19 protein-coding genes and 1 riboswitch are annotated in these 22,556 nt (G+C 70.0%); of the genes, 10 read left to right on the top strand and 9 right to left on the bottom strand.

Annotation, left to right across the window (positions count from 1 at the left end; translation table 11 throughout):
- Nucleotides 1–18 precede the first annotated feature (18 nt).
- Entirely contained in the window at nt 19–498 is a 480-nt protein-coding gene (locus ABD466_RS29375; protein ID WP_344660443.1) for a hypothetical protein, read from the top strand.
- Nucleotides 495–1,010: a winged helix-turn-helix domain-containing protein gene (locus ABD466_RS29370; protein ID WP_344660442.1), complete on the top strand. Its 516-nt coding sequence runs from the start codon at nt 495–497 to the stop codon at nt 1,008–1,010. Before ABD466_RS29375 ends, ABD466_RS29370 begins: the two co-directional genes overlap by 4 nt.
- Nucleotides 1,011–1,073: 63 nt before the next feature.
- Here the strand turns inward: ABD466_RS29370 and ABD466_RS29365 are convergent, their stop codons facing one another.
- Both ABD466_RS29365 and ABD466_RS29360 read right to left on the bottom strand, forming a co-directional pair.
- Entirely contained in the window at nt 1,074–1,736 is a 663-nt protein-coding gene (locus tag ABD466_RS29365) for a nucleoside/nucleotide kinase family protein (RefSeq protein WP_344660441.1), read from the bottom strand.
- A 249-nt stretch (nt 1,737–1,985) separates the two neighbouring features.
- A complete protein-coding gene (locus ABD466_RS29360; protein WP_344660440.1) occupies nt 1,986–3,095 on the bottom strand; it encodes a S8 family serine peptidase in 1,110 nt (369 codons plus the stop codon).
- Nucleotides 3,096–3,223: 128 nt separating this feature from the next.
- Here ABD466_RS29360 and ABD466_RS29355 point away from each other — a divergent pair, with 128 nt between their 5' ends.
- The gene (locus ABD466_RS29355) at nt 3,224–4,189 is read left to right on the top strand and encodes a LuxR C-terminal-related transcriptional regulator (RefSeq protein ID WP_344660439.1); all 966 of its coding nucleotides are present in this window, start codon (nt 3,224–3,226) and stop codon (nt 4,187–4,189) included.
- 89 nt (nt 4,190–4,278) lie between these two features.
- Here the strand turns inward: ABD466_RS29355 and ABD466_RS29350 are convergent, their stop codons facing one another.
- Nucleotides 4,279–6,186 carry a hypothetical protein gene (locus ABD466_RS29350; protein WP_344660438.1) on the bottom strand — a complete coding sequence of 636 codons (1,908 nt, stop codon included), beginning with the start codon at nt 6,184–6,186 and terminating at the stop codon, nt 4,279–4,281.
- Between the two features lie 170 nt (nt 6,187–6,356).
- Here ABD466_RS29350 and ABD466_RS29345 point away from each other — a divergent pair, with 170 nt between their 5' ends.
- Nucleotides 6,357–7,445: a hypothetical protein gene (locus tag ABD466_RS29345; protein ID WP_344660437.1), complete on the top strand. Its 1,089-nt coding sequence runs from the start codon at nt 6,357–6,359 to the stop codon at nt 7,443–7,445.
- 83 nt (nt 7,446–7,528) lie between these two features.
- Here the strand turns inward: ABD466_RS29345 and ABD466_RS29340 are convergent, their stop codons facing one another.
- Both ABD466_RS29340 and ABD466_RS29335 read right to left on the bottom strand, forming a co-directional pair.
- A complete protein-coding gene (locus ABD466_RS29340) occupies nt 7,529–8,314 on the bottom strand; it encodes a neprosin family prolyl endopeptidase (protein WP_344660436.1) in 786 nt (261 codons plus the stop codon).
- A 58-nt stretch (nt 8,315–8,372) separates the two neighbouring features.
- Nucleotides 8,373–9,107: a neprosin family prolyl endopeptidase gene (locus tag ABD466_RS29335; RefSeq protein ID WP_344660435.1), complete on the bottom strand. Its 735-nt coding sequence runs from the start codon at nt 9,105–9,107 to the stop codon at nt 8,373–8,375.
- Between the two features lie 280 nt (nt 9,108–9,387).
- Here ABD466_RS29335 and ABD466_RS29330 point away from each other — a divergent pair, with 280 nt between their 5' ends.
- The 4 genes from ABD466_RS29330 to ABD466_RS29315 all read left to right on the top strand — a co-directional run bounded on the left by ABD466_RS29330 (nt 9,388) and on the right by ABD466_RS29315 (nt 16,502).
- On the top strand, nt 9,388–10,776 hold the full coding sequence (locus ABD466_RS29330) for a tetratricopeptide repeat protein (RefSeq protein ID WP_344660434.1): 1,389 nt from the start codon (nt 9,388–9,390) through the stop codon (nt 10,774–10,776).
- Nucleotides 10,777–10,815: 39 nt separating this feature from the next.
- The gene (locus tag ABD466_RS29325; protein WP_344660433.1) at nt 10,816–11,445 is read left to right on the top strand and encodes a LysE family translocator; all 630 of its coding nucleotides are present in this window, start codon (nt 10,816–10,818) and stop codon (nt 11,443–11,445) included.
- A gap of 346 nt (nt 11,446–11,791) precedes the next feature.
- Complete coding sequence (locus ABD466_RS29320) at nt 11,792–15,139, top strand: NACHT domain-containing protein (protein ID WP_344660432.1); 3,348 nt, start codon at nt 11,792–11,794, stop codon at nt 15,137–15,139.
- Between the two features lie 145 nt (nt 15,140–15,284).
- On the top strand, nt 15,285–16,502 hold the full coding sequence (locus tag ABD466_RS29315; protein ID WP_344660431.1) for an alpha/beta hydrolase: 1,218 nt from the start codon (nt 15,285–15,287) through the stop codon (nt 16,500–16,502).
- 108 nt (nt 16,503–16,610) lie between these two features.
- On the opposite strand, the gene ABD466_RS29310 is transcribed toward ABD466_RS29315, so the two are convergent.
- Nucleotides 16,611–17,429 (bottom strand): M23 family metallopeptidase, encoded by an 819-nt coding sequence (locus ABD466_RS29310; RefSeq protein ID WP_344660430.1) that lies wholly within the window; start codon nt 17,427–17,429, stop codon nt 16,611–16,613.
- A gap of 3 nt (nt 17,430–17,432) precedes the next feature.
- A riboswitch (cyclic di-AMP (ydaO/yuaA leader) is annotated at nt 17,433–17,619 on the bottom strand.
- A 322-nt stretch (nt 17,620–17,941) separates the two neighbouring features.
- On the opposite strand from ABD466_RS29310, the gene ABD466_RS29305 reads away from it, so the two are divergent.
- Nucleotides 17,942–18,592: an HAD family hydrolase gene (locus tag ABD466_RS29305; protein WP_344660429.1), complete on the top strand. Its 651-nt coding sequence runs from the start codon at nt 17,942–17,944 to the stop codon at nt 18,590–18,592.
- A 108-nt stretch (nt 18,593–18,700) separates the two neighbouring features.
- Nucleotides 18,701–20,326 carry a serine/threonine-protein kinase gene (locus tag ABD466_RS29300; protein WP_344660428.1) on the top strand — a complete coding sequence of 542 codons (1,626 nt, stop codon included), beginning with the start codon at nt 18,701–18,703 and terminating at the stop codon, nt 20,324–20,326.
- Between the two features lie 8 nt (nt 20,327–20,334).
- Here ABD466_RS29300 and ABD466_RS29295 read toward each other — a convergent pair whose 3' ends face one another.
- The 3 genes from ABD466_RS29295 to ABD466_RS29285 all read right to left on the bottom strand — a co-directional run bounded on the left by ABD466_RS29295 (nt 20,335) and on the right by ABD466_RS29285 (nt 22,544).
- The gene (locus tag ABD466_RS29295) at nt 20,335–20,724 is read right to left on the bottom strand and encodes a hypothetical protein (RefSeq protein WP_344660427.1); all 390 of its coding nucleotides are present in this window, start codon (nt 20,722–20,724) and stop codon (nt 20,335–20,337) included.
- Nucleotides 20,725–20,770: 46 nt separating this feature from the next.
- On the bottom strand, nt 20,771–21,718 hold the full coding sequence (locus ABD466_RS29290) for a threonine/serine dehydratase (RefSeq protein ID WP_344660426.1): 948 nt from the start codon (nt 21,716–21,718) through the stop codon (nt 20,771–20,773).
- Between the two features lie 118 nt (nt 21,719–21,836).
- Nucleotides 21,837–22,544: an alpha/beta hydrolase gene (locus ABD466_RS29285; protein ID WP_425558776.1), complete on the bottom strand. Its 708-nt coding sequence runs from the start codon at nt 22,542–22,544 to the stop codon at nt 21,837–21,839.
- Nucleotides 22,545–22,556: the final 12 nt, after the last annotated feature.

Here is a 22,556-nt window from a genome sequence, read left to right as displayed (position 1 = left end):
AGGGGTAGCCTGGTCGGCGTGGCCCGTTTCGAAGTGGGTGCGGAGGACCTGCTGCACAGCCGGTTCGCGGTCTCGCCCGCCTTCGAGCTCGACGGCCTTCTGCGCCTGATGAGCCGGGGCGGTGGGCGGCTGCTGTCGGCCTGGTCGGCCCGGTTGCTGCCGGCCTTCGACGAGCTGCGCCGGCAGACCGACCTGGACGCGGTGCTGGCGTTGCAGGCCGATCACCAGGGAGCCGGTTTCGTGGCCGTGCCACCCGTGGGAATGCTCCAGACCTGGGAGGACGACCTCGCCGCGATCCGCTCGACCACCTTGGAACGCGCCCGTGCCGAAATCGCCGAGTGCCTGGCAGCACGCCCGACTCTCGCCGTCGACGCTCGCACGCAGGCCGTCCTGGACGCCCCCGACGTCGTGGCCCGCCTGGCCGTCGCACTCAGGCCTGGCATGCCCTTCTTGCTCCCGAGTGGCCTCAGCTGCGCGCGATCTACGAGCGAGACGTGATCCACCGCGCGGGGACCCTGGGCCGTGCCGGATGGTCGGCCGCGATGGCCGACCTGCACACCGGCGTGCGGTGGCGCGACGGCGGGATCGAGTGGTCGAGCAACAGCGCGACAGAGCAGGTGATCCAGCTCGACGGCAGCGGGCTGCTGTTGATCCCCTCAGTCTTCGTCTGGCCTGGAACCGCCGCCCATACGTCCGCGGCCTGGCCCAAGACCCTGATCTATCCGGCGCGTGGGGTCGCAGCCCTATGGGAACACGGCGACACGGTCGCGCCGGCGGCGTTGGAGCACCTGGTGGGCCGAACCCGGGCCCGGATCCTGGCGGCCCTCGAGACACCGGCCTCTACCACCCAGCTCGCCCACACCCTTCATGCGGCTCCGGGCGCGGTCGGCGACCATCTGGCAGTACTGCGCAGGGCCGGGCTGGTCCACCGGGCCCGAGCCGGCCGGATCGTGCTTTATCAGCGCACGGCAGTGGGTGACGCCCTGGTCGGGTCGACCAGGGCATGGTGACCTCCGCCAGACGAAGGCGATACCTGACACCTCGTGGCGCCCGTCGAGTTCCGAGCGCCTGACTCAGAGACGGCGCCTGATGACCGGCTGGCTGAAGTCGTTGTTGTCGATGACCATCGAGGCCCGGTCCGCCGGATGGCACGCAGCCAGGTAGAGCTGCTGGCCCTCGCTGTAACGCCGGTTGCGGGGATCCTGCCCATCCGGCGACGCCCCGTCCCGATGGACCATGCGCGCAAGCGCCGTGGCGAAGTCCACGTCGAGGAACAACGAGAAGTCCCACATCGCCCGCAACTCGTCGCGGTGCAGGAAGATGCCGTCCACCACCAAGACGCACTCGTCGGGAGCGGTCTGCTCTGCCGTGTCCAGGACGGCGTCGGTGTCCACGTCGTGCACGGCGCTCCGGTAGATGCGGCTCCCGCCCGGTGCGAACGGTGCCAGCACGTGGCGTTCGAAGGCGGCGTAGTCGTAGGAATCCAGCCAGAACCCCTCGGGCGACAGCCGCCCGCGGGCATGGCGGCGCGCCTCGACCGCGTGGAATCCGTCGATCGACACGCGCACGACCTCGCGGCCCATGGTCTGCAACGTCGCGGCGAGCTCGTCGGCGAACACCGTCTTGCCCGCGCCGTCGACCCCGTCCACGGCCACTCGCACCGGCACACCGGAGACCGCCGGATCGGGCACCGCCGCGGCGACTTCGCCGAGAACCCCAGCTCGTTCATGACCCACGATCCGCCCCCGTCTCTCGCCACCGCCTGCTTGGCGCGGCCACGGCACGATATCGGCTTCACGCAGCGCGCTGCTCTTGGTGCGGTGATCGGTGGCGTCGGCTGGTCCCTGCGCTCGGCAGGGCTCGGCAGGGCTCGGCAGCGAGCAGGTTCGGCCGGTGGCGGTGGCGGTGGCGGTGGCAGTGTCGGTGATAGGGCTTCTGCCCGGTGCGCGACGTCGCGCACCGGGCAGAACGGGGTCATGGAACCGCTACAGCCCGCCGATGTTGAGCAGCAGGTTCGGGCTGGCGGTCTGGGGGTTGCCGTTGACTTCCGGCGGGTTGTTGGTGATCGCGTTCTGGGTGGCGTGACTGCTGATCCAGGACTTCACCGTCGCCGAGGGCGCGTCGCCATACGTCGCCTTGTACAGTGCGGCGACGCCGGCCACCAGCGGAGTGGCGTCAGAGGTGCCGCATTCCCAGCCGTAGGCGCTGGGGACGTCGACGCCGGGCGCGTAGATGTCGCCTCCCAGGGCCGTCGACCACTGCCCCGGCCCGCAGAGGTTGTTCGCGGTGTCCAGGGCCGCGTGGTCGTTGCGGTCGCTGGCCATCACCACCATCGCCTGGCCGGCGTTGGCGGGCACGTTGTCGACCGCGTACTTCTGCGGGTAGACGCAGACGGTGAAGACGCACTGGGCGCCGGAGCCGCTGATGTTGCCGGCCGAGACGGCGACGAACACCCCCGAGGCGGCGAGGTTGTTGACCGCGTTGGTCAACCCGATGGTGTTGTAGGGGTCGTAGAGAGGACTGTAGAAATAGCCGGCCCCGTTGTCGTTGCGGGCGATCACCGCGACGGCGTTGGGCTTGTGGTTGGCGGCGAGCCAGTTGATCGCCTGGATCAGCCCGTTGTTCACGGCCAGGCTGTCGGTGGGGTTCTGGTTGCAGTGGAAGGCCTTCACCGACCACAGGTTGACCTGGTCGGCGACGCCGAACTGAGTGCCGCCGAGGATGTCGGCGACCTCGTCGCCGTGCGCGGGCTCGTCCACGGTGGTGCCCGCGGGACACGTCTGCCCGTCGCCGCCGTCCACGTCGAAGGCGAGCCCGGCCCTGCCGCCGAGGTCGGGGGCGTTGTAGTCGATGCCCGCGTCGATGACGTAGGCGTTGACGCCCGCGCCGTGCGAGGTGGGGGAGTAGCTGAACGAGGTCTGGCCGGGCGCCAGAGGGGCGGTCTGGCTGATCCGGGCCAGCGCCCATCCGGGCGGCGACGGCGGCGTGGTGTCGGCGCGTGCGGTGAGCGTCGTGGCGGGCATCAGCGCCAGGCAGATGGCCGGGACGAGCAACGCCTTGAGGCGCCGGCCTCGGGCGAAGAGCGTCGGTCTCACGGGTCCCCCTCGGGGCTCGGGTGATTCGGGCGGAGATCATCACACCGCAGAGCCCTGATATGTGCCAGGGATGGCCGCGGCGCATGTGGGCCATCGGCGCACACGCGCCCGCGCGGTAGGCTGCACCGATGTTCGATGTCATGGACCCCGGCTCGGATCATGGCGCCGTGTATCAGGACCTCGTGCGCAATCCGGGCGCGCGGCCCGAGGAGCTGGCTGGGCGAACCGGCCGTGGCCGGGCCGTGGTCCGTGCGGTGCTGGAGGAGCTGGCCGCCGAGGACATGGTCGTGGCCGCCGACCCCGCCACCGGCTCCTGGGAGGCGCAGTCGCCGACGACGGTCGTCGAGGTGCTCATGCACCGCAACCAGCTGCGGGACGCCGCTCTGCGGCGAACCGGCGCGGAGCTCCAGCGGCTCTTCCGAGACGCCCGCAGCGAGGCCGGCCGCCACGACTGGCTGGAAATCGTCGAGGGCAGACAGCGCTTCATCACCGCGGTCAAGCACATGCACCGCTCCAGCCGCCGGCAGGTGCGCATCATCGACGTCCCGCCGTATTACGGATCGCCGGAAGACAACGTCGAACTGGAAGCGTTGCAAATGGCGCGCATGGCCGCCGGCGTGACCTACCGGACCCTCTACTACGAATCAGCTTTCGACGATCCGATCGCGGCCCCCGTCATGGTCCGCGAGATCGAAGCGGGGGAGAAGGCCCGGACCCTGCCCGACCTGCCCATCAAGCTCCTCATCCGCGACGACGACTTCGTCATCGTGCCGCTGCCGGGTGAGGAGTTCCCCGATCTCGTCGCCCTCCTGGTCCGTCCCTCCCGCCTTTTGCAGGCGCTCTCGGGCGTCTTCGAGACGTTGTGGCGATTCGGGGTACCGGCGTCGGTCAACCGATCCGGCACCCACCTGGACGACCGGGATCGCCAGATCCTCAACCTGATGGCCAGCGGCGCCACCGACGAGGCCATCGCCCGGCGCCTCGAGGTGGGCAGGCGCACCGTCGTCCGCCGCGTCTCCGCGCTCCAGGAGAGGCTCGGCGCCACGACCCGTTTTCAGGCCGGCGTCCAAGCCGCGCGACGCGGATGGCTGTGAAACGAACGCGAGGGCTGCGGTCGGCTGGCGATTCCAGTTGAACGACGGCAACCGCGAACAACGTCGCCAGAGCAGCTCACCGGTGGCTTCTATTTTGGCGCCACCCGTATCGACGCCTTCCGCAGCCACCGCGACGACGCGCGCCGAGCTTTCACCACCGGCCGGAAACCCTGTTTCGTGGCGGACGGCGGCAGCTCCAGCGCCGCCTGCGGTTCCGGCCTGGTCGTGCCGTTGAGTTCGGCGATGTAGTCCTCGAACACCGCTGCCCACAGCGCTCGCTGGATGAGCTGCTCGTCATTGTGGTCGCCGGTGCCGTCCAGCAAGCGGCGCCAGGTCGCCAGAACCACCGGCTGGTCGTAGCCGTCGGTCCAAGCGCCGGGGGCGGTCAGGATCCGGGTGACGTGTTCCCGGTCCGGGGCGCGGCCCAGCCGCGGCCGCAGCGGGGCCTCCACTGCGCCGACCGGGGCCTTGTAATAGGGCTGATCCGCCCACTGCGGCACGAGATGCGCGATGAGGTTGTTGTGCAACGCGTCCTGCCGGCGCTGCGCCGGCGTCAAACCGAAACCCGCCTGCACGAACTCCGGAACGAGCAGCGGCACGACCGTGCCGATCCGCTCCGGCACCGTGCCCCACCTGCGAGTACGCTCGTCGGCGTAGAAGTAGTCGAGCATACGTGCGTCGGCGAGCCCGGCGGACGCGGCCGCGAGCAGATCGTTGCGAAGGACTTCCTCGGAAGTCCGCAACGCCGCCGCTGATATGCCGGGTCGGCGCAGCATCCGCTGAGAGAGCTTGGTGGCATAGGCATCCAGGCGCTGCGCCGTGGGCAAGGCGGCGATCTGCTGGTGATCCGGCGGATAGTAGTAGCCGCGGGCGATCTCGCCGGCGGCTCCGCTGACCGCGATGTAGTCGGCGCGGGTCAGCGCGGTCGGTGCGCCGGTGGCCATCGACGTCGCCGGCCGCAGCCCTTCCTGCGCCCGATGCCAGCGCAGGACGTTGGGCACCAGTTCGGTGTCCTCCGGAACCGCGTGCACCTGGCCGTCCCCGTCGGCCTTCGGCCGGTTCACCACGTGCTCGGGCCGCATGCGGTCCGGCAGCAAGGAGACCAAGCGCTCTGCGATGTCGGCTTCTCCACGCTCGGCGCCGTTCGTCCGCAGCACGAGGTCCACGTCGGCGGCGAGCATCGCGGCGGCGACGAGCCGGGAGTCGCGGCCCCCTGACAACCCGATGCTGACGGTGCCGGGCAGCATCCGCTTCAGCGAGCGCCCGAACCCGCGCAGCGCCTCGGCGGTCGCCTCGACCCGGTCCGCCCGTAGCGCGTCGCCCCGGCCCGCCTCGGCCCAGGCCGCGACGGCGTCCAGCCGCGTCAGCTGCCGACCGCCGGCATCGGGGCGGTAGCGGACCACGGCGCCGCCGGGCACCGCGGTGACCTTGTCGATCGGCGTGCTGTTGCCCATGAACCAGCCGGAGGCCGCGAAGGTCCGCCAGCCCGCGCGATCCGGCTCGGCGTACAGGTCGGCGAACCGGCAGGCCGCGGCCGGCCGGTTCGACCACACCCACCCGCCCGGGAACCGCAGCTCGAACAGCCGGCCCACGCCGATGCCGTCGGTGTGCAGCGACAACTCGCCGCCGATCGGATCCAGCGTCGCGACCACGAACGGCGCTGTCAGTTCCAGGACCGCCGCCGGTCGCGCCCCCAGCTCCCGGGCCAGAGGGAGCGCCGCGTCCTCCGGTTCCAGATCGCCGACGACGCGCTCATAGCCCAGCGGCAGGTACAGCGTCGCGGTGCACAGGTCAGCGTGCTCAGCCCAGGAGGGCCAGCGCCACGGCGATTCGGCCTCGTCGAAGATGTGCAGGCCGGTACGAGCGGCGTCACGCCCATACCGGCGTTCCGGAACCGGCCACAACGGATCGTAGTGCTCTGCGACGCGCTTCAGGCCCGCCGCGGCCCGGTCGGCGGCTGTCGACTCGTCGAACGCGTACGCCAGCAGTGTCTGCATGGTGATCCACTCCCATAGCTCGGTGGCCAATATATATCGACCACGAAGCTATGGAAGCAAGGGGCTGACGATGCTTGCTCCAATAGATCGGTAGACGATATATATCGACGGTGAGTTCATCCAGGAGCAGGACGGAGCAGACGTTCCAGCGCTCCGCGGGGAGGCGTGGCATGGACGAGGCCTTGGAACGGCGCTACCGCAGGCTTCTGAGGATGCTGCCGAAGCACTACCGGGAAGCCCGCGCGGAGGAGCTTCTCGGTGCGTTGATGGAGGGCGCGGGGGAGCGGCGGCGGTGGCCGGAGGCCCGGGAGGTGCTGAGCCTGGCCGGGTTGTCGGCGCGGACGCGGTTCCGGGCGGCCGGGGCGGACGGCGGGGAGCGGGGAGCTTCGCGATTCGGTGAGACAGCGCGCGCGATCGCCTTGCTCGGCTCGGTGGTGTTGACGCTGAGCGCCGTGATCGAGCTGATGATCGTCGAACTCGTCTATCAGTCGCTGTTCGTCCGCGTCGCAGTGTTCGAACACGTGAAGGGCGTTCCGTCTTCGCGGTTCGGCCCCTACGAGATCCATAGCAGCTACCTGGCGACCCTGCACCGGGAGCTGCCCGCACTGTGGCTGGTCGTCTACATCCTGCTCGCCGCCGGGTGGTGGCCGGCCGCCCGGGTCCTGGCCGTCGCCCTGTTCGGCTTCGCGGCCACGGATGTGACCGGTGTGGCCGCGGTGGCGAGCGAGCATCTGTTGTTGGCGGCTGTGACGACGGGCGCCGTGCTGGTCGCCCGCGGTCCCGCCACCCGGCGGATCACCGGCCGCCGGGCCTTGTTCGCGGTGGGGGTGCCGATGGCCGCGGCCGGGGTCCTCGCCGTCGGCATGGTGGACACCAGGATCTGGCTGGACGAGAGCCCGCGGCGGCTGGGCTGGAAACTGTTCCGCGAACTGTCTTGGGGCCTGTGGGTCTCGCCGGACACGCCCCGGGCGGTCATGCCGACGGTCGTGCTGTTCGTCGTGGTCGCCACCCTCGCGTTCCGCTCCGCGGTCTGGCCGCTGGCCGTGGCCGTCGTCGGACTTACGGGCCTCGGCCTGATCGCCGTTCAGGCCTATGCGTACGACCCTCTGGACATCAATGTCAACGTCCACCCGTTCTCCGAATCAGGCGGTGTGCCCGAGGCCACCGCCGTCGTGGGCGGGCTGTTGGCGGTGGCCCTGTTCGCGCTGATCTGGGAACGCCGCACCGACCGAGCCTCGTCGCGGACGCTCGCGCGCTGACGCCGGGTGCCGGTTCGGCGCGGCCCGGCCAGCAGGTGGCCGGGCCGCGGACGATCGTGGGTTCACGGGTATGGATCTGCTCGTCAGCCGACAGCGTCGGAGGCCCCCGCACAGCGACCGGTCCCAGGACCGCCCAAGCGGAACGACGTCGGGGTCACGCCGCCGAAGTCATAGCGGTCGGGACTGGTGGCGGTAACAGTGAGCTGCGGCTTGTCGCTGGTCCCGGCGATGCGGTAATCACGGATCCACGAGGCGCCACCGGAACTGCCGAAGCGGCCGTCGCCCATCTGCGTGCAGCTGGGGGAGTCCGCGGTGTTCTCCGCGACCTCGCCGAACACGGACACCAGCTGGGCGCTCTTGTAGGTGCCGTCCCACAGCGAGCCGGGGAAGTAGCCCACCGGCAGGCCGGCGAAGAACACCCACCAGTCGCCGCCGACGTTGCGGATGGCGAAGGTCGCGGCGATGTTCGGCGGCAGCGCCATGCCTGGGCGGACGACCGAGGAGACCTGGACGAAGCCACAGCCGTTGTAGCAGCTCTCCTGACCGTCGACCCAGTGGTAGACGAACAGGTGGGGGCGGGCGTCGCCGTTGAGCTCCGGGTCGACGGTCCAGCCGATCTCCACGGTGGAGGTCCGCGCGGTGTTCTGCAGCGCGATCTCCTGCAGGCTGTGTTCCCCGGTCTCGGCCGGGTTCACCACCGGTGCCTCGACCTTCATCAGGACGCTGACGCCCGTCGTGTCGGTGCGCTGCTGCCCGGCGACGTAGTCATAGCAGGCGCCGTACCAGCAGATCGGTCCGCCGGCGGCGGTGGCCGCCGAGATCGGCGGAAGGCTCGGTGGTGGTGCCGGAGCGAATGCGAACGCTGTCACGCCCGGCGCCGTGGTCAAGCCGGCCGACAGGGCCGCGGCTGCGATGGTGCTCCGGACCTTAGCAAGCACCAGGTCCGCCCAAGTGGAAGGAGGTGGGGGTGACCGACCCGTAGTCGTAGTAGCTCGGGTCGGTCGCCGTCACCGTGAAGTACGGCGCGGCCGACGTCCCGTAGAGCTGGAATCCGGAGATCGACGAGGAACCGGAGCTGCTGCCGTACACACCGTCGCCCATCTGCGTGCAGCCGATGTCGTTGCTCGACGCGACCTCGCCGAAGGACGAGATGGAGTACGCGGTGTTGAACGCGCCTCCCCACAACGACCCGGGGAAGTATCCGAAGGCGACGTTGTTGTAGTACGCCCACCAGTTGCCGTTGTAGTTCATCAGCGTGAACCTGGCTGTCGTTCCGGGAGTGAGCGCCATCCCGGGCCGCACGGTCGAGGACGTCTGGACGAAGCCGCAGCCGTTGTAGCAGGTGCCCTGCCCGTTGACCCAGTGGAAGACGAACAGGTGGGGCCGATAGTCCCCGTTCACACCGGGGTCGACGGTCCAGCCGACCTCGACGGTGTCGGCGGTCGTGGTGTCGTTGCTGCTCTGGAGGGCGAGTTCCTGCAGAGAGTGGCCGCTGGAGCTCACACCGGCGGGCGCCGCCTGATACATGCTCACGCTGGCACCGGTGGCCGCGGTGTACTGCCGACCGGTGACGTAGCTGTAGCAGGCCCCGAACCAGCAGACGTCAGCGTGCGCACTGCCCGCGGGCAGAGCGAGGGCGCCGACCGTGGCCACTGACAGCACGGCCGCGGATATCCGTGATCTGCGACCGCTGCGGGACTTTCTCGATGGCATGGGTGTCTCCGTGGGGGAGCGGCGCGTGGAGGCGCCATGAGGGAGAGAACGGGGGTGGTGCGGGCGGCCCGCTGCCGGCGGACAGGCCGTCTTCGAAGTTAAATGAAGTGATAACTTCACTTACAGCGTTGGTTAACGTAGGGCAGGAGTGTCCGAGGCGCAAGACCCTGCACGGATTCGTGATAGGAGTGCGGTGAGCAATACGAAGCCTGACGAACAGGAAGGCGCGATGGCCGTTCCCGTCGCCGGTCAAGAGACCCCGGACAGCATCGGCGCACGCCTGCAGCGCCTGCGCACACAGCGCGGCATGACTCAGAAGGCCCTGGCAGAACCCGGATACACGGCCGCTTACGTCTCCACCGTCGAGGCCGGCAAGGCCAGGCCGTCCGAGGCTGCCCTGCGGTACTTCGCCGACCGTCTCGATGTCGGCTACGAGGAACTCGCCGCCGGTGTCCCCGGGGGACTGCGGGCTGAGATCCGCGAAGGTCTCGCCGAGGCACGACAGCTGATGGACGGCGGCGACGGAGAGCAGGCCGACTCGCTCCTCGCGGATCTGATCGGCCGAGCCGACAGTCACGATCTGTCCGACCTGGTCGCCGAGCTGCGGATCACGCTGGGCTCGTACCTCCTGCGCCGCGGCGAGCTCGCCTCCGGCCGGGAGCAGTTCGAGCAGGCCGAGGCACTGCTCGCGGATCAGCCCCTGCCGCGCCGGGTCCGGGCCATCCGCGGCCGTGCGACCGCCCACTACCTGGAAGGCGACGTCCGGTACTCCTGCTACCTGCTGGAGTCGACGATCAACGAACTGAACGCCGGCGGTCTGCCGGACCCGGCCTCGCTGATGCTGCTGTACGCGGCCGTGATCGGCCCCTACCTGGAGCTGGGCGCCCTGGAGCGCGCGACGAAGGCGGCGTCACTGGCCCTCGACTTGGCGCCCCAGGTCCCGGACCCGTTGGCCATCGCCACTCTGCACCGCTCGGTCGCCCGCACCCTGGCGGCCGGCGGCCGCTTCCAGGACGCCGAGGCTGCGCTGATCAAGGCGCAGGAGGTGTATCAGCAGTGGGAGATCCGCGCCGAGCTGGCGCAGTGCCACTGGATGCGCGGCTACCTGCACGCCCAGCACGACCGCCTGGACGAAGCCGAGATCGAGCTGCGCACCGCCGCCGAGATGCTGCGCGCCGGCGGCGCGGTCTTCTACGCGGTGCAGGTCGAGGTGGAGCTCGCTGACGTCCGCTGGCGGCTGGGGCACACCGCCGAAGCCGAGGACGTCCTCCACCGGCTGCTGACCGGCCTCGGCCCCGGCCGCGGAGCGGTCCACGCCGCCGCGGCGCACCATCTGCTCGGCGTGATCCGCGAACGAGCCGGGGACCTGGACGCGGCCGAACGGCACTACCGCGCCGCGATCGAGCTTCAGCAGGAAGCCGATGTCACCGGCGACCTGGCCGACACATCACGTCTGCTCGGCGACCTGCTGGATCGCCAAGGGCGTACTCGTGAAGCCGTCGACGTGTACCGGCACGGCCTGACCCGGGTCGCACGCCCGGGGACGACGACGCTCGGCCCGGCGCCACTGCCGCCTCCGGTGATTCCGGCGGCCGGCACCATGACCCGAGGACTGTGAACCGCTACGGTTCACCTGTCACCGCAACAAGGAGGCCCCATGGACAGCGCCACGACCCATGCGCTCATATCCTTCTCGATCGTCGCGGCCCTCATGACGATCAGCCCTGGTCTGGACACCGCGGTGGTCCTCCGCTCGGCGGTGATCCTCGGCCGCCGCCAAGGCTTCGCCACGGCGCTCGGCATCGGCACCGGCGCACTGATCTGGGGCGTGGCCGCCGCGACCGGCGTCTCGATACTGCTCACCGCCTCGCACGCCGCTTACACCGCCTTGCGCGTCATCGGCGCGGCCTACCTGTTGTGGATGGGGATCGGCATGCTGCGCGCCGCCCGCCGCGGAGAAGCCCCCATCGCCGAGCGCACACCGGATTCCGGCGTGCTGCGCGCGTTCCTGCGCGGGGCGGGCACCAACCTGCTCAACCCGAAAGTCGGTGCCTTCTACATCGCGATGCTCCCGCAGTTCATGCCGGCCCACGCCTCCCACCTCGCGATGGGCCTGGCCCTGGCCGGCGTGCACGACGTTGAGAGCGTGCTGTGGTTCACAGCGCTGATTCTCGGCGCGCACCATGCCCGCGCCTGGTTCGCCCGGCGCCGGGTCAAGCGTGCGATGGACGCGGTGACGGGCACCGTGCTGGTCGGGTTCGGCATCGAACTCGCGGCGCGCAGCTGAGCGTGGCCTGGTACGCGGGCACCGCCGGTCTGTGTCACCCGGGCCTGGGGAGAGGATGTAGTCGTGGCAGACGACTATTGGAAGAACGTCCCTCCGTGCGACATGTGCGGTTGTATCGATTGCCCGGACTGCTTCGGTGGCTCGGTCGGGGACGGCGACCTGGAAACCCCGCCGCCACGCCCAGAGGCGTCCCAGCCGCAGGACGAACCAGACTGATGTCAGCAACCACCGATCGGGGTCCGCACCGATGTCCTGAGCGCGCGGTACCTCCGGTCTCGGCGTGCCTGTGCCAGGGAATCTGTACTCTGTTATAGCTGGCACGACGGGACGACGGGGGGATGCCGCGGTGGTGGAGTTGGCGAGTTCGGCCCTGGCCCTGGGGAAGATCGTCGGAACCCGGGCCGGCCGGGCCTGGCTCGCCGCGCACACCGCCGAGTCGGTGCGCCGTCAGGACCTCGTCGAGCTGATCCAGTCCGGCTTCCCGGACCAGCTGCACGCGCGCAAGGTGTCACGCCAGCTCGACGACATCGCGGACCAGGTCGCACGACGCGTCATCGACCTCAGCGGGCAGGAGTACCGCGGGCTTCCGGAGTCCGACAAGGCCGCGGCGGTGGAGGACGTCAAGGACGCGCTGGCGGCCGCGGACCTGTCGGATGCGGTGCTGCTGGCGGCCGACGCCGACCCCCGGAAGCTCGCCGCGGCGGTGCGCGCGCAGTCCCCCGGCCGCGGCACCGTGGCCCAGCTCGGCGAGGGCGGCGCACGGGTCTACGAGGTCGTACTCCTGGAATGCTGCGAGTGCCTGATCCGGATCGTCCGGGAGCTGGCGCAGTTCACTCCGCGGACGTTGGCCGAGGTCCTGTCCCGGCTCAGCGAGATGTCCGAGCGCGTCGAGACCGCCCTTTCCCGGCTCCCCGTCCGGACTCTCGACGCCCCCGAGGGCACAGCCGGGGACGAGGAGTTCGGCCGCCGCTATCTGGAAGTCATCAGCACCGGCATGGACATGCTGGAACTGTTCGGGGTGCCGATCCGGAACTTCCGCCCGCGGACGTCGCTCACCGTCGGCTACATCAGCCTGTCGGTCTCGGCCGACGAGCGCCTGCCCGCGAAGGGCCGCGCCGATCACGAGCGGAACATCGGCTGGCACCTCGCGGAGGCCGAGCCGGCTCGCGCCACGCTCGGAGTCGAGGAGGCGCTGGGCCAGTCGCGGCTCACCCTGGTCCGCGGCGAGGCCGGCTCCGGGAAGACGACCCTGCTGCGCTGGCTGGCGATATCCGCCGCGCGGGGCACCTTCTCCGGCGCGATGTCCGACGTCAAGGGCTACACGCCCTTCCTGGTCCGGCTCCGCAGCTACTCGGACGTCCGGCTGCCCCGCCCCGACGAGCTGCTGGAGAACGCCACCGGTGTCGACCTGAGCATCATGCCGCGCGGCTGGATCGGCCGGCGCCTGGCCTCGGGCCGCGCGATGCTGCTGGTGGACGGCGTCGACGAACTGAAGGCGAACCAGCGCAGGGCGGTCCGCGAGTGGCTCAGCAGCCTGCTTCAGTCCTATCCCGGCCTGCGCGTCGTGGTGACGTCCCGGCCCGCGGCGGCGGACGCGAAGTGGCTCGACGCCGAGGGGTTCCGGTCGGTCTTCCTGGAACGGATGAGCCCCGCCGACGTCAAGTCCCTGATCCGGCACTGGCACAGCGCGGTCCGGGAAGGCGGCTCCCTGCCCTGCAAGCCGGAGGAACTGCCGGACTACGAGGCGGGGCTGCTGGCCCGGCTGGAGACCGCGCCGCATCTTCGGGCCCTGGCGACCAGCCCGCTGCTGGCGGCGATGCTGTGCGCGCTGAACCTGGACCGCCGGACCCGGCTGCCCCGCAACCGCATGGACCTCTATTCGGCGACGCTGGAACTGCTGCTGGAGCGCCGGGACGACGAGCGCAGCGTGCCGAGCTACGTCGAGTCCTCTCTGGACCGCGAAGAGCGGATCCAGATCCTCCAGGACCTGGCCTGGCGGCTCACCGAGACCGGGCGCAGCGAACTCCCGAAGGACACCGCGGTCAACCGTGTCCAGGACCGTCTCAGGACGATGGCCCGCGGCGGCGAGACCGGGGAGTCGGTCCTGGAGCACCTGCTCCAGCGCAGCGGGATCGTCCGCGAGCCGATGGCCGGCCGGATCGACTTCGTGCACCGGACGGTGCAGGAGTACCTGGCCGCGAAACAGATCGCCGACGACGCCGACATCGAGCCGCTGATCGCGAAGGCGCACCTGGACCAGTGGCGCGAGACGATCGTGATGACGGTCGGCCACGCGAACACCCGGGTCCGCGAGCGCCTGCTGACCGGGATCCTGGCCCGGATGCGGGCCGAGCCGAAGTACGCGCGGCAGCTCAAGCTGCTCGCGGGCGCGTGCCTGGAGACGTCGACGGCGCTGTCGGAGGAGCTGCGCGCCGAGATCGACGACTGCCTCGACGACCTGATCCCGCCCCGCGACGTGAACGCGGCGCGGCAGGTGGCCTCGCTGGGGGCGCTGGTGCTGGACCGGCTGCCCGACTCGCTGGACGGGCTGTCGCCGACCAGGGCGGCCGCGGTGGTCCATGCGGCGTGTCTCATCAACGGTCCCCAGGCATTGGAACTGCTCGCGAAGTACGCGCGTGATCCCCGCGAGGCGCCGCGGACGGAACTGGTCGCGGGATGGGAGTACTTCGACGCCGAGACCTATGCGCGCGAGGTGCTGGCGGCGGCGGCCTTGGCCGGTGCCGACCTGGAGGTGAAGAGCGCGCGTCTGCTGCCGCATCTTCACTATCTGCGAGGGCTGACTCACCTCGGCGTCTTCTGCAAGGTCGAGGATCTGGGCTTCTTGCACGTGATGGAGCAGCCCTTGCGAAGGCTGTCGACGTGGAACGGGTCGTCGGTCCTCGACATCAGCCCGGTCGAGAGGTTCGCGGCGTCGCTGACCTCCTTGAACATCGCCAGTGGCGGTATTCCGGACCTGGACCCGCTGCTACGCCTGCCGCTCCTGGACGATCTTCACATCGACGTCCCCGGAGTCGAGGCGATCGACTTCCTCGACGCCCTGCCGCGGCTGAACTGCCTGACGCTGCGATCCGCGAACGCGGTGAGGTCGTTCGCTCCGATCTCAGCGCAGACCTCGCTCACCGAGATCAGGCTCATCGGCTGCCCGGGTCTCACGGACCTCGGCGTACTGCCGCTGGGGGCGGCGACGACCGCGTTCTGCATCTCGGGTGCGGGGTTGGACTGCGACCTGGGCGAGATCGTCGGGCTGGTCCCGAACGTCCGGAACCTAGCCGTGGAAGAGAACCAGCATGTGCGGGACCTCGGTCCCGTTGCGGGACTGGACCTCGAGTTCTTGGGGATCGCAGGGTGCCTCAGCGTCTCCGACCTGTCCCCGTTGGCGGGTCGGAAGGGCCTCCGGACCGTCTACGCCTCCCGTACCGGCGTCAGCGAGCTCGGCCCGCTCGCCGGCCTGCCCCGCCTCCGGTTCCTCACGCTCGACGGCTGCGAGGAGATCCGCGACCTCTCGCCGCTGGCCGAGCTCGCGTCGCTGGAGACCCTCACCCTGCGCGACACCGCCCCCGGCCTCGACCTGGCTCCGCTGGCCGCGAACCGCCGCGTCAAGATCTTCATCCGCCGCGGCCAGGACGTCCGCAACGCCGAGTCGTTCGGTGCCCGGCTCGTCATCGGGGAGTGAAGGTGCGTTCGGTACACCACGCGTGAGTGGTCACGGACGACAAGACTTGTCCTGTTTGCGGCCTATATGGAACAGTGCGGGAAGATCCTGGCGTGTGGCGCGAACCAATGCCGCCGCTGGACAGCGTCCCGAAAGGCCCCTCTCCATGACCCTGACCGGTATGCCGCTGCTGCTCCTGGCCGTGTGCATAGCCGTCGCCGCGCCGGTGGGCACCTACGTGCTGTGGAACCGGCTGCGCGGCCCGCGCCCGGTGCGCGCCGCCGCGCGGTTCGGTCTGATCGGCCTGTGCCAGGCCACGGTGCTGTTGCTGGCGGGGTTGCTGATCAACAACCACTTCGGCCTGTATGCCTCCTGGAACGACCTGCTCGGCCGGGACGGCGGCGGCGCGGTCGCCTTGCACCAGGCCACACGGCCGCTCACCGATCTGAACAAGGGCGGTCCCGGTGGCACCACGTCGCAGGGGCAGCTTCCCCTCGGCGGCTCGGGCCAGGGCGCGCACGCCCCGCGGACCGGCGGCTCCCAGCAGTCGGTGCTTCCGGTGCCCAGCGGCCCCAAGCAGAGCTTCGTGCCCGGTGGCCACGGCACGCGCGTCGCGTCGTTCCGCGGCCCGCTCTCCGGCGTCGGCGGGACCGGCGGCGACGTCTACGTCTGGCTGCCGCCCCAGTACAACGACCCCGCGTACGCGAACACTCGCTTCCCGGTGGTCATGCTCTTCCCCGGCACCCCGGGGACCGCCGGTGCCTGGTTCAGCGTTCTCGGCGGCGGCGACGAACTCGGCAACGCGCTCGCCAGGCAGCAGGCGACGCCGTTCGTGCTCGTCGCGGTGAACGTCAACCAGCACGGCGTGAACGTCAACTGCTCCGACATCCCCGGCGGAACGCGGATGGCGACTTACATCGCTCAGGACGTCCGCACCATGATCGAAGCGAACTTCCGCGTGTCCACGCAGCGTACCGGGTGGGGCTTGATGGGCTTCTCCGACGGCGGTCTTTGCGCGGGCAAGCTGCTGCTCCAGTACCCGCAGTACTTCCGCTCCGCGGTGCAGATGGCCGGCGACTCCGCTCCCGACAGCAGCCAGGTGGTCCGTGCCGGACAGGACTTCGTCGACCAGAACACCACCTTGTGGCTGCTGACCCACCGCCATCCCGGACCCGACCAGCCGGTCAGTCTGCTGGCCGCCGTGTCCGACCAGGACCCCGACTCGCTCCCGGTCGCGTTCCAGCTGCAAGCCGCCGCGCCGGACATCGTCTCGGTGTCCGAGCACGCCCGTGGGGCGCACAACACCGCGGTGTGGCGGAGCTGGCTGCCGGAGATGTACGCCTGGCTCAGTCAGCACCTCGACCGCGCGACGCCCAGCTCCTGATGTTCTTCCCGCGGTTTCCGGGGTGACGTCAGGCCCTGCTCACCAGGGAGCCGGGCCCACCGTCACCCCGGGTTGGGCCGCGTCCGACGCTTTTCTCCGCGCTCGGCCTCAGACGGCGACGCCGTGCGCGCGCAGGTAGGCGATCGGGTTGACGTCCGAGCCGTAGTCGGGCGTGGTGCGCACCTCGAAGTGCAGGTGCGGGCCGGTGACGTTGCCGGTCGCGCCCGAGCGGCCGATCTGCTCGCCGGCGGTCACGTGCTCTCCGGCGAAGACGGAAGCCTGCGACAGGTGGCCGTACAGGACGTACTTGCCGTCGGTCATCTTGACCAGGACGTCGATGCCGTAGGCGCCGTCCCAGCCGCTGCGCACCACGGTGCCGGCGCCGACGGACGCGACGCGCGTGCCGACGGCGGCCGCGAAGTCGACTCCGGTGTGGTGGCCGGCGGCCCAGGGCCCGCGGACGCCGTAGTTCTCGTTGATGTGAAGGCTCGCCAGCGGAGCCACGTCGCTGATGACGGTCTTCGCGGCGACGGTGAAGGCGACCGGGGCCGCCGCGATGTGCTTGACGGGCGGCGTGGTGTGGGTGGGGGCGGGTGTCGGCGCCGCGGGCTTCGGCTTCGTGGGGGCGACGGGGATCGGCGCGGGGGCCGGAGCCGGAGCCGCCGCGGACGCCGGGGCGGGGGCCGGTTGCGCCGGCGCCTCGGCGGGCTGGGCGGGAGCCGTGCTCGGAACGGCAGCGTGGACTTCGTTCGGGTCGGCGACCTGCAGAACGGTCTGGGCCTCGACACCGGCGGCCTGCTGGTGTCCACCGCTGTGCGTGCCGGCGATGCCGGCCAACGGAAGGGCGAAGACGGCGAGCCCGGCGGGCAGGCCGATGCGAGCCCCCCGAGAGCGGCCGACGCCGAGGAAGCGTCCGAATGCGGACATGCGAGTGGTCCTCTCCGACGCCTGCGAGGTGAGCTGTCGGGTTCGGGCCGAAGATGCCCGGCCGCGCAGTGCGGCTTCACCCCTAGCCGGTCCGGCAATGCGGAACGGCGACTTACCTGGGTCCCCCGCTCCTGCCGTTCCGTGTGTCGAAGGTGCCCCCGGCGCCGGCAGGATTCGGCGCTGCGCCCGAGGTATCCGCCCGGGCAGCCCCGAGCGGCCGCAGCAGCAAAACGCAGGAAATGTTGTGCTGGCAAGTCGATCTCGGCGCAGGGCGGTGGCGCGGCGTTCCGTAGTGCGTAAGGGGTGATGGTGCGTGGTCGCCGCTGCGCGGAACGCGAGCGAATCAGCGACGGTAGGTGCTCGGCCGACTATCGAGAGCGTCGATCGACCCGGGGCGTGACGGGATTGATGCGGAGGGCTGCCGATTGCCGGGTTCGGTATGACTTACGTCTCATTCGGCGCTGGAGCGACCGAAACTGAGTCATCGCCTCGTTCAGCCCTACTCTGTCCAGATGGCCGGAGCGATAGAACTCGTCATCTTCGATTGCGACGGTGTGCTCGTCGACAGCGAACGGCTGGCCGTCCGGCTCTTCGTCACCCTGGGTGCCGAGCTGGGATGGCCGCTGACCGAGTCCGAGGTGATCGAGAACTTCATCGGTCGGTCGATCGCGTCCAACTTCGAGGACATCGCGTCCCGGATAGGGCCGAGCCGGGCCGCGCTGTGGCAGGAGCGATTCGGGCATCTGCACCGCGAAGCCGTCGACGCCGAACTCACTCCGGTCGACGGTGTGCTCGAAGTCCTCGACGTCCTGAGGCTTCCCAGCTGCGTCGCCTCCGGAGGCCGCCACGAGACGATGCGTCACACTTTGGGCCGTACCGGGATCTATCCCTTTTTCGAAGGCCGCATCTTCAGCGCCAGCGAGGTCGGCCGCGGCAAGCCCGCCCCCGACTTGTTCCTGCACGCCGCCGAGCGCATGGGCGCCGACCCCTCGGCCTGCGTCGTCGTCGAGGACAGCAAGTACGGGGTCCAGGCGGCTCGCGCGGCCGGGATGCGCGCCCTCGGCTACGCCGGCGGACTCACACCCGCGCAATGGCTCGAAGGGCCGGGCACCACGGTCTTTCATGACATGCGCGAGCTCCCGCGACTCCTCGCAGAGGCCTGAGGCCGCCTCAGACTCCGGTCTTCAGTATCAGCCCTCTTTCAAACCCATGGATATGGTCGGTATCCTTGCCCGAAACGGGCGCTGCGTCAGGGAGCGCGACATAGGGGGATGAACTTGACGATCGACGAGACGCAACCAGGCCACATGGTCGGCGGCCGGTACCAGCTCATCTCGGAGATCGGGCACGGCGGCATGGGACGGGTGTGGGAAGCTCGTGACACTCAGCTCGGTCGTCTGGTCGCCTTGAAGGAAGTGCTGTTGCCCGCGTTGCCGCCGGCGCAGCAGGAGATCCGGCTCAAGCAAGCCGAGCGCGAGGGCAAGAACGCCGCTGCGCTCGCCGACCACCCGCACATCGTCACCGTGTACGACGTGATCGTGGACGGGGGGACGCCCTGGATCGTCATGCAGTTGGTGAAAGGGCGGTCGCTGCGCAGCGTGCTGCGTGATCCTGCCGACGCCGGCTTGCCGGAAGGCCAGGATGTGGACCTCACCCCACTCGGCAGGAAGCGGGTCAGGCAGATCGCGGAGGCGATGTTCAGCGCACTGGAGACCATGCACGCGGCGGGGATCGTGCACAGGGACATCAAGCCGCACAACATCCTGATGGCCGATGACGGCGGAATCCTGCTCACCGACTTCGGCATCGCCAAGTCCGAGTCGGATGCCACCGTGACCGTGTCGGGCTCAGTGATGGGCACCATGGCCTACATCGCTCCGGAGCGCGCCGAAGGCGAGCCGGGTTCGCCGGCCTCGGACTTCTTCTCGCTGGGGGTGACGCTGTTCGAAGCGGTGGAAGGGTTCTCGCCGTTCGAGCGGAAGAACAGCAAGACGGGGACACTCACAGCGATCCTGACCAAGCCGCTGCCGCCGATGACGAACGCCGGGAAGCTCGCACCGCTCATCGAGGCGCTGACCTTGAAGCTGCCCGGTCAGCGGCCGAACCACGACCAGGCGCTGGCTCTGCTGAGGGGAGAGGGCACCGGCGGCTGGACGATGCCGTCCACGGACGGCGAAGCCACCGAGACCGCGCCCTCCAACGCCAGGCCGAGCGGCCAGGCAAGCGGGAACAAGAAGGCGAAGACGCCCTGGGAGTCGGTCACGCTGACCGGGAGCGCCGGTCTGCCGCGACCGCCGCTGGTCGACACCCCCCAACCGTCCGCCGCCACGACATCCTCGACCAAGAGCGGGGCGCCGGGATGGCTCGGAGCGGTGGCGGGCGTGTTGGCCGTCGCCGGCCTGATCGGGTACAACGTCTACCAGCACCATCAAGATCAGCAGGCGTCGACGGCCCCGCCGTCCGTCCGTTTCACTCCTTCCCAGCCCCTCATCCTTCCCCACACCACACCCCGCCCGGTGACGACGTCGCACCAGGACATGACCGCGGGGTGTTCCACCGCGAACGACGCTGTGACGAAGTTCAACAGCGCGGAAAAGACACTCCCCACAGGATCGAGCGCCGCGGGCTTCGAAGCCGCCGCGAACATCCTTGCTGATCAAGCGGCGGGCCTGAACGCCGCCGCCGCGGAAGCGAACGACAGCAACGTGCGCAAAGCCCTGCAGAACGAGGCGACGCTCGACATCCAGCTCCGTGACGCAGAGATCCAGCTCGCCGACGATGTGCGCGACGACTTGGACACCACGTCCGACGTGCGTAAGGCCCAGGAATTGCTGGATCAGAACAGCGCTCTCGATCAGGCCAGGCTCCACGCCTGTCAGGATGCCGCCCACGAGTAGGGCGAGCGTCAGCCCTCGGGGCATCGCGGTACTCCCACCTCGTCCAGGACCTTGTGCATCACCTCCGCGGGAAGGCTCGGGTTCCAGAGGACCGCGGTCGCGAGGTCGGGGTCTTCGCAGCATTCGAGGATGAGTTCGACCGGCAGGGCCGGGTGCTTGGCGATTCTGCGGCGCATCTGAGGGTCCGGGTCCTTGAGCAGCCGGCTCACGGTCCCGACGGGCGCGTCCGGGACGAACGAGATCAGGGGACGGGTGGCGGGGTCCGGGGCGTCGGCATAGTGCGCTGCCGCGGCGCTGGCGAAGTTCGGGTGGAGCGGGATCCGGCCCGCACCCCTCGTGTGCTCGAAGTCGTCCCGATAGAGCTGGAACACCGTCTCGCCGTCGAGGGTCGGTGGCACGAGGCGACGCCCGGATGACGGCCACTCGTGGATCACTGAGCGCCGGTTAACGGAGCAAGTCGGTCGGGTCCGTGTTGGCCCCGCACAGCACCACGGCGACGCGCTCATCAGGCCGGGGCTGATAGGCGCCGGACAATAGCGCGGCCAGCGCGGTGGCCGCGCCGTGCTCGACGGCGACGCGCCGGTCGGCCCACAATGCCTTGCGTGCGGCGATGATCTGCTCGTCGCTGACCAGTACGGAAGCGGCCAGCGGGTTTGTGGCCAACTGATACGCCGTCTCGGAGACGCGGGTGGCTCCCAGGGAATCGGCGGCGACGGAGTCGAGTCCGACATCGGTCGGTCCGCCCGCGGCCAGCGCGGCGTTCAGGGCGCGGCAGTTCTCGGGTTCGACGGCTACGACCCGGACACCGTGGGGGAACATGGCGGCGGCGGTGCCCGCGAACAGGCCGCCGCCGCCGACGGCGACGACGATCGTGTCCAGGTCGGGGAGCCGGTCGCGGATCTCCAGGGCGCAGGTGCCGGCGCCGGCGGCGATGAGAGGGTTGTCGTAGGCGTGGGACAGCAGCGCCCCGGTGGTCTCGGCGTGCTCGACGGAGGCGTTCAGGGCGTCGCGGTACACACCGTCGATCAGGTGGACTCGGGCGCCGAGCTGGTGGAGCTTGTCGATCTTCACTTGAGGAGCGGTGGCCGGCAGGAATACGTCGACCGGAGTGCGGGTGACGCGTCCAGCCCAGGCGTTGGCGATTCCGGCGTTGCCTCCGGAGGCGATGGCGATCCCGGCCTCCGACAGAGAGCCGTCCTCGGCGTGGTGCGACACGAAGTTCAGGGCTCCCCGCGCCTTGAAACTGCCGCCGTGCTGCATGAACTCGTCCGCCAGGCGCACCCGCGGGAAGGCATCGAAGCCCAAGGGAACGACATCGACGCGCCGCACTCGTTGCGAGATACGTTCGGCAGCGGCCTTGACGTCTGCCTCGGTCAGGCTGGCGGTGTTCATATCCGAGTTCTCTCGATTCGCTGTGTACTGAACTACGTGAAGGCTACGCCGCGTTGTGCCTGCTGCTCCCAGCAGCGAACTGATCGCGCCGGCCGCGCAGACCAGCGGTCGGTCGTGGTCATGACGCGTCGACGAGCTCGAGCAACTGTCGTGCCGTTCCTTCGGGGTCGACGATCTGATGCAGATGCCCGCCTGGCAGGTGCGCCACGCGCCATCCGCGGCGGCCCGCCTCGGCGGCGTACCTCTCATACGGCGGGCTGAACAGAAGATACGAGCACGGGTGATCGTCCCATCCCTCGGGCACCGGGACGTCCTGCTCGAAATACGCGAGCGGCAGACGTGGCTGTTCGTCGATGACCGCATGCCCGGTCCTCGCGTCTGGGAACAGAGCTGCGACATCCGCCGCGTCCCACCAATCGGTCCAGCGCGGCATCGTGCCGTCGACTGCCCGGTGGCGCAGGAGATCGAGGCGCTCCGCGGAAGCGACCGGCGTCGACCCGCTGCGCGCCGGCAGCGCCGCGTCCACGAACACCGAACCGATCACTCGGCGGTGCGCCAGCTCTGCACGGATCGTGGGGAGGAAGTAGCCCGCGTTGCTGTGCGCGACCAGCACCAGCGGAAGGCCGCTCGGGACGCTGTCAAGATCATCCCGTACCGCCGCCGAGATCCGCGGCCAGTACGGCGGCGGGCCGACACACGCGTCGAGGAGGGACGGCACACGCGCCTGACAACCCGTCGACACCAGGTGCCCGGCCACCGGAAGCCATGTCGAGGGCCCCACCAGCGGGCTGTGCAGCAGGACGAAGACCGGCTTCACAGCCTCCATCGTGGCACTGTG

The sequence above is a fragment of the Catenulispora subtropica genome (genome assembly GCF_039531675.1).
GTDB classification, from domain to species: Bacteria; Actinomycetota; Actinomycetes; order Streptomycetales; family Catenulisporaceae; genus Catenulispora; species Catenulispora subtropica.
Note: the sequence above shows the minus strand (reverse complement) of the source record. Positions and strands in the feature narration are given on the sequence as shown.

Bases quoted from the DNA above. Each gene is read 5' to 3' on its own strand.
- ABD466_RS29305 (WP_344660429.1), top strand. From the start codon at position 17,942: ATGGCCGGAGCGATAGAACTCGTCATCTTCGATTGCGACGGTGTGCTC.
- ABD466_RS29345 (WP_344660437.1), top strand. From the start codon at position 6,357: ATGGACGAGGCCTTGGAACGGCGCTACCGCAGGCTTCTGAGGATGCTG.
- ABD466_RS29300 (WP_344660428.1), top strand. From the start codon at position 18,701: ATGAACTTGACGATCGACGAGACGCAACCAGGCCACATGGTCGGCGGC.
- ABD466_RS29355 (WP_344660439.1), top strand. From the start codon at position 3,224: ATGTTCGATGTCATGGACCCCGGCTCGGATCATGGCGCCGTGTATCAG.
- ABD466_RS29285 (WP_425558776.1), bottom strand. From the start codon at position 22,544: ATGGAGGCTGTGAAGCCGGTCTTCGTCCTGCTGCACAGCCCGCTGGTG.
- ABD466_RS29350 (WP_344660438.1), bottom strand. From the start codon at position 6,186: ATGCAGACACTGCTGGCGTACGCGTTCGACGAGTCGACAGCCGCCGAC.
- ABD466_RS29310 (WP_344660430.1), bottom strand. From the start codon at position 17,429: ATGTCCGCATTCGGACGCTTCCTCGGCGTCGGCCGCTCTCGGGGGGCT.
- ABD466_RS29325 (WP_344660433.1), top strand. From the start codon at position 10,816: ATGGACAGCGCCACGACCCATGCGCTCATATCCTTCTCGATCGTCGCG.
- ABD466_RS29330 (WP_344660434.1), top strand. From the start codon at position 9,388: ATGGCCGTTCCCGTCGCCGGTCAAGAGACCCCGGACAGCATCGGCGCA.
- ABD466_RS29315 (WP_344660431.1), top strand. From the start codon at position 15,285: ATGACCCTGACCGGTATGCCGCTGCTGCTCCTGGCCGTGTGCATAGCC.
- ABD466_RS29290 (WP_344660426.1), bottom strand. From the start codon at position 21,718: ATGAACACCGCCAGCCTGACCGAGGCAGACGTCAAGGCCGCTGCCGAA.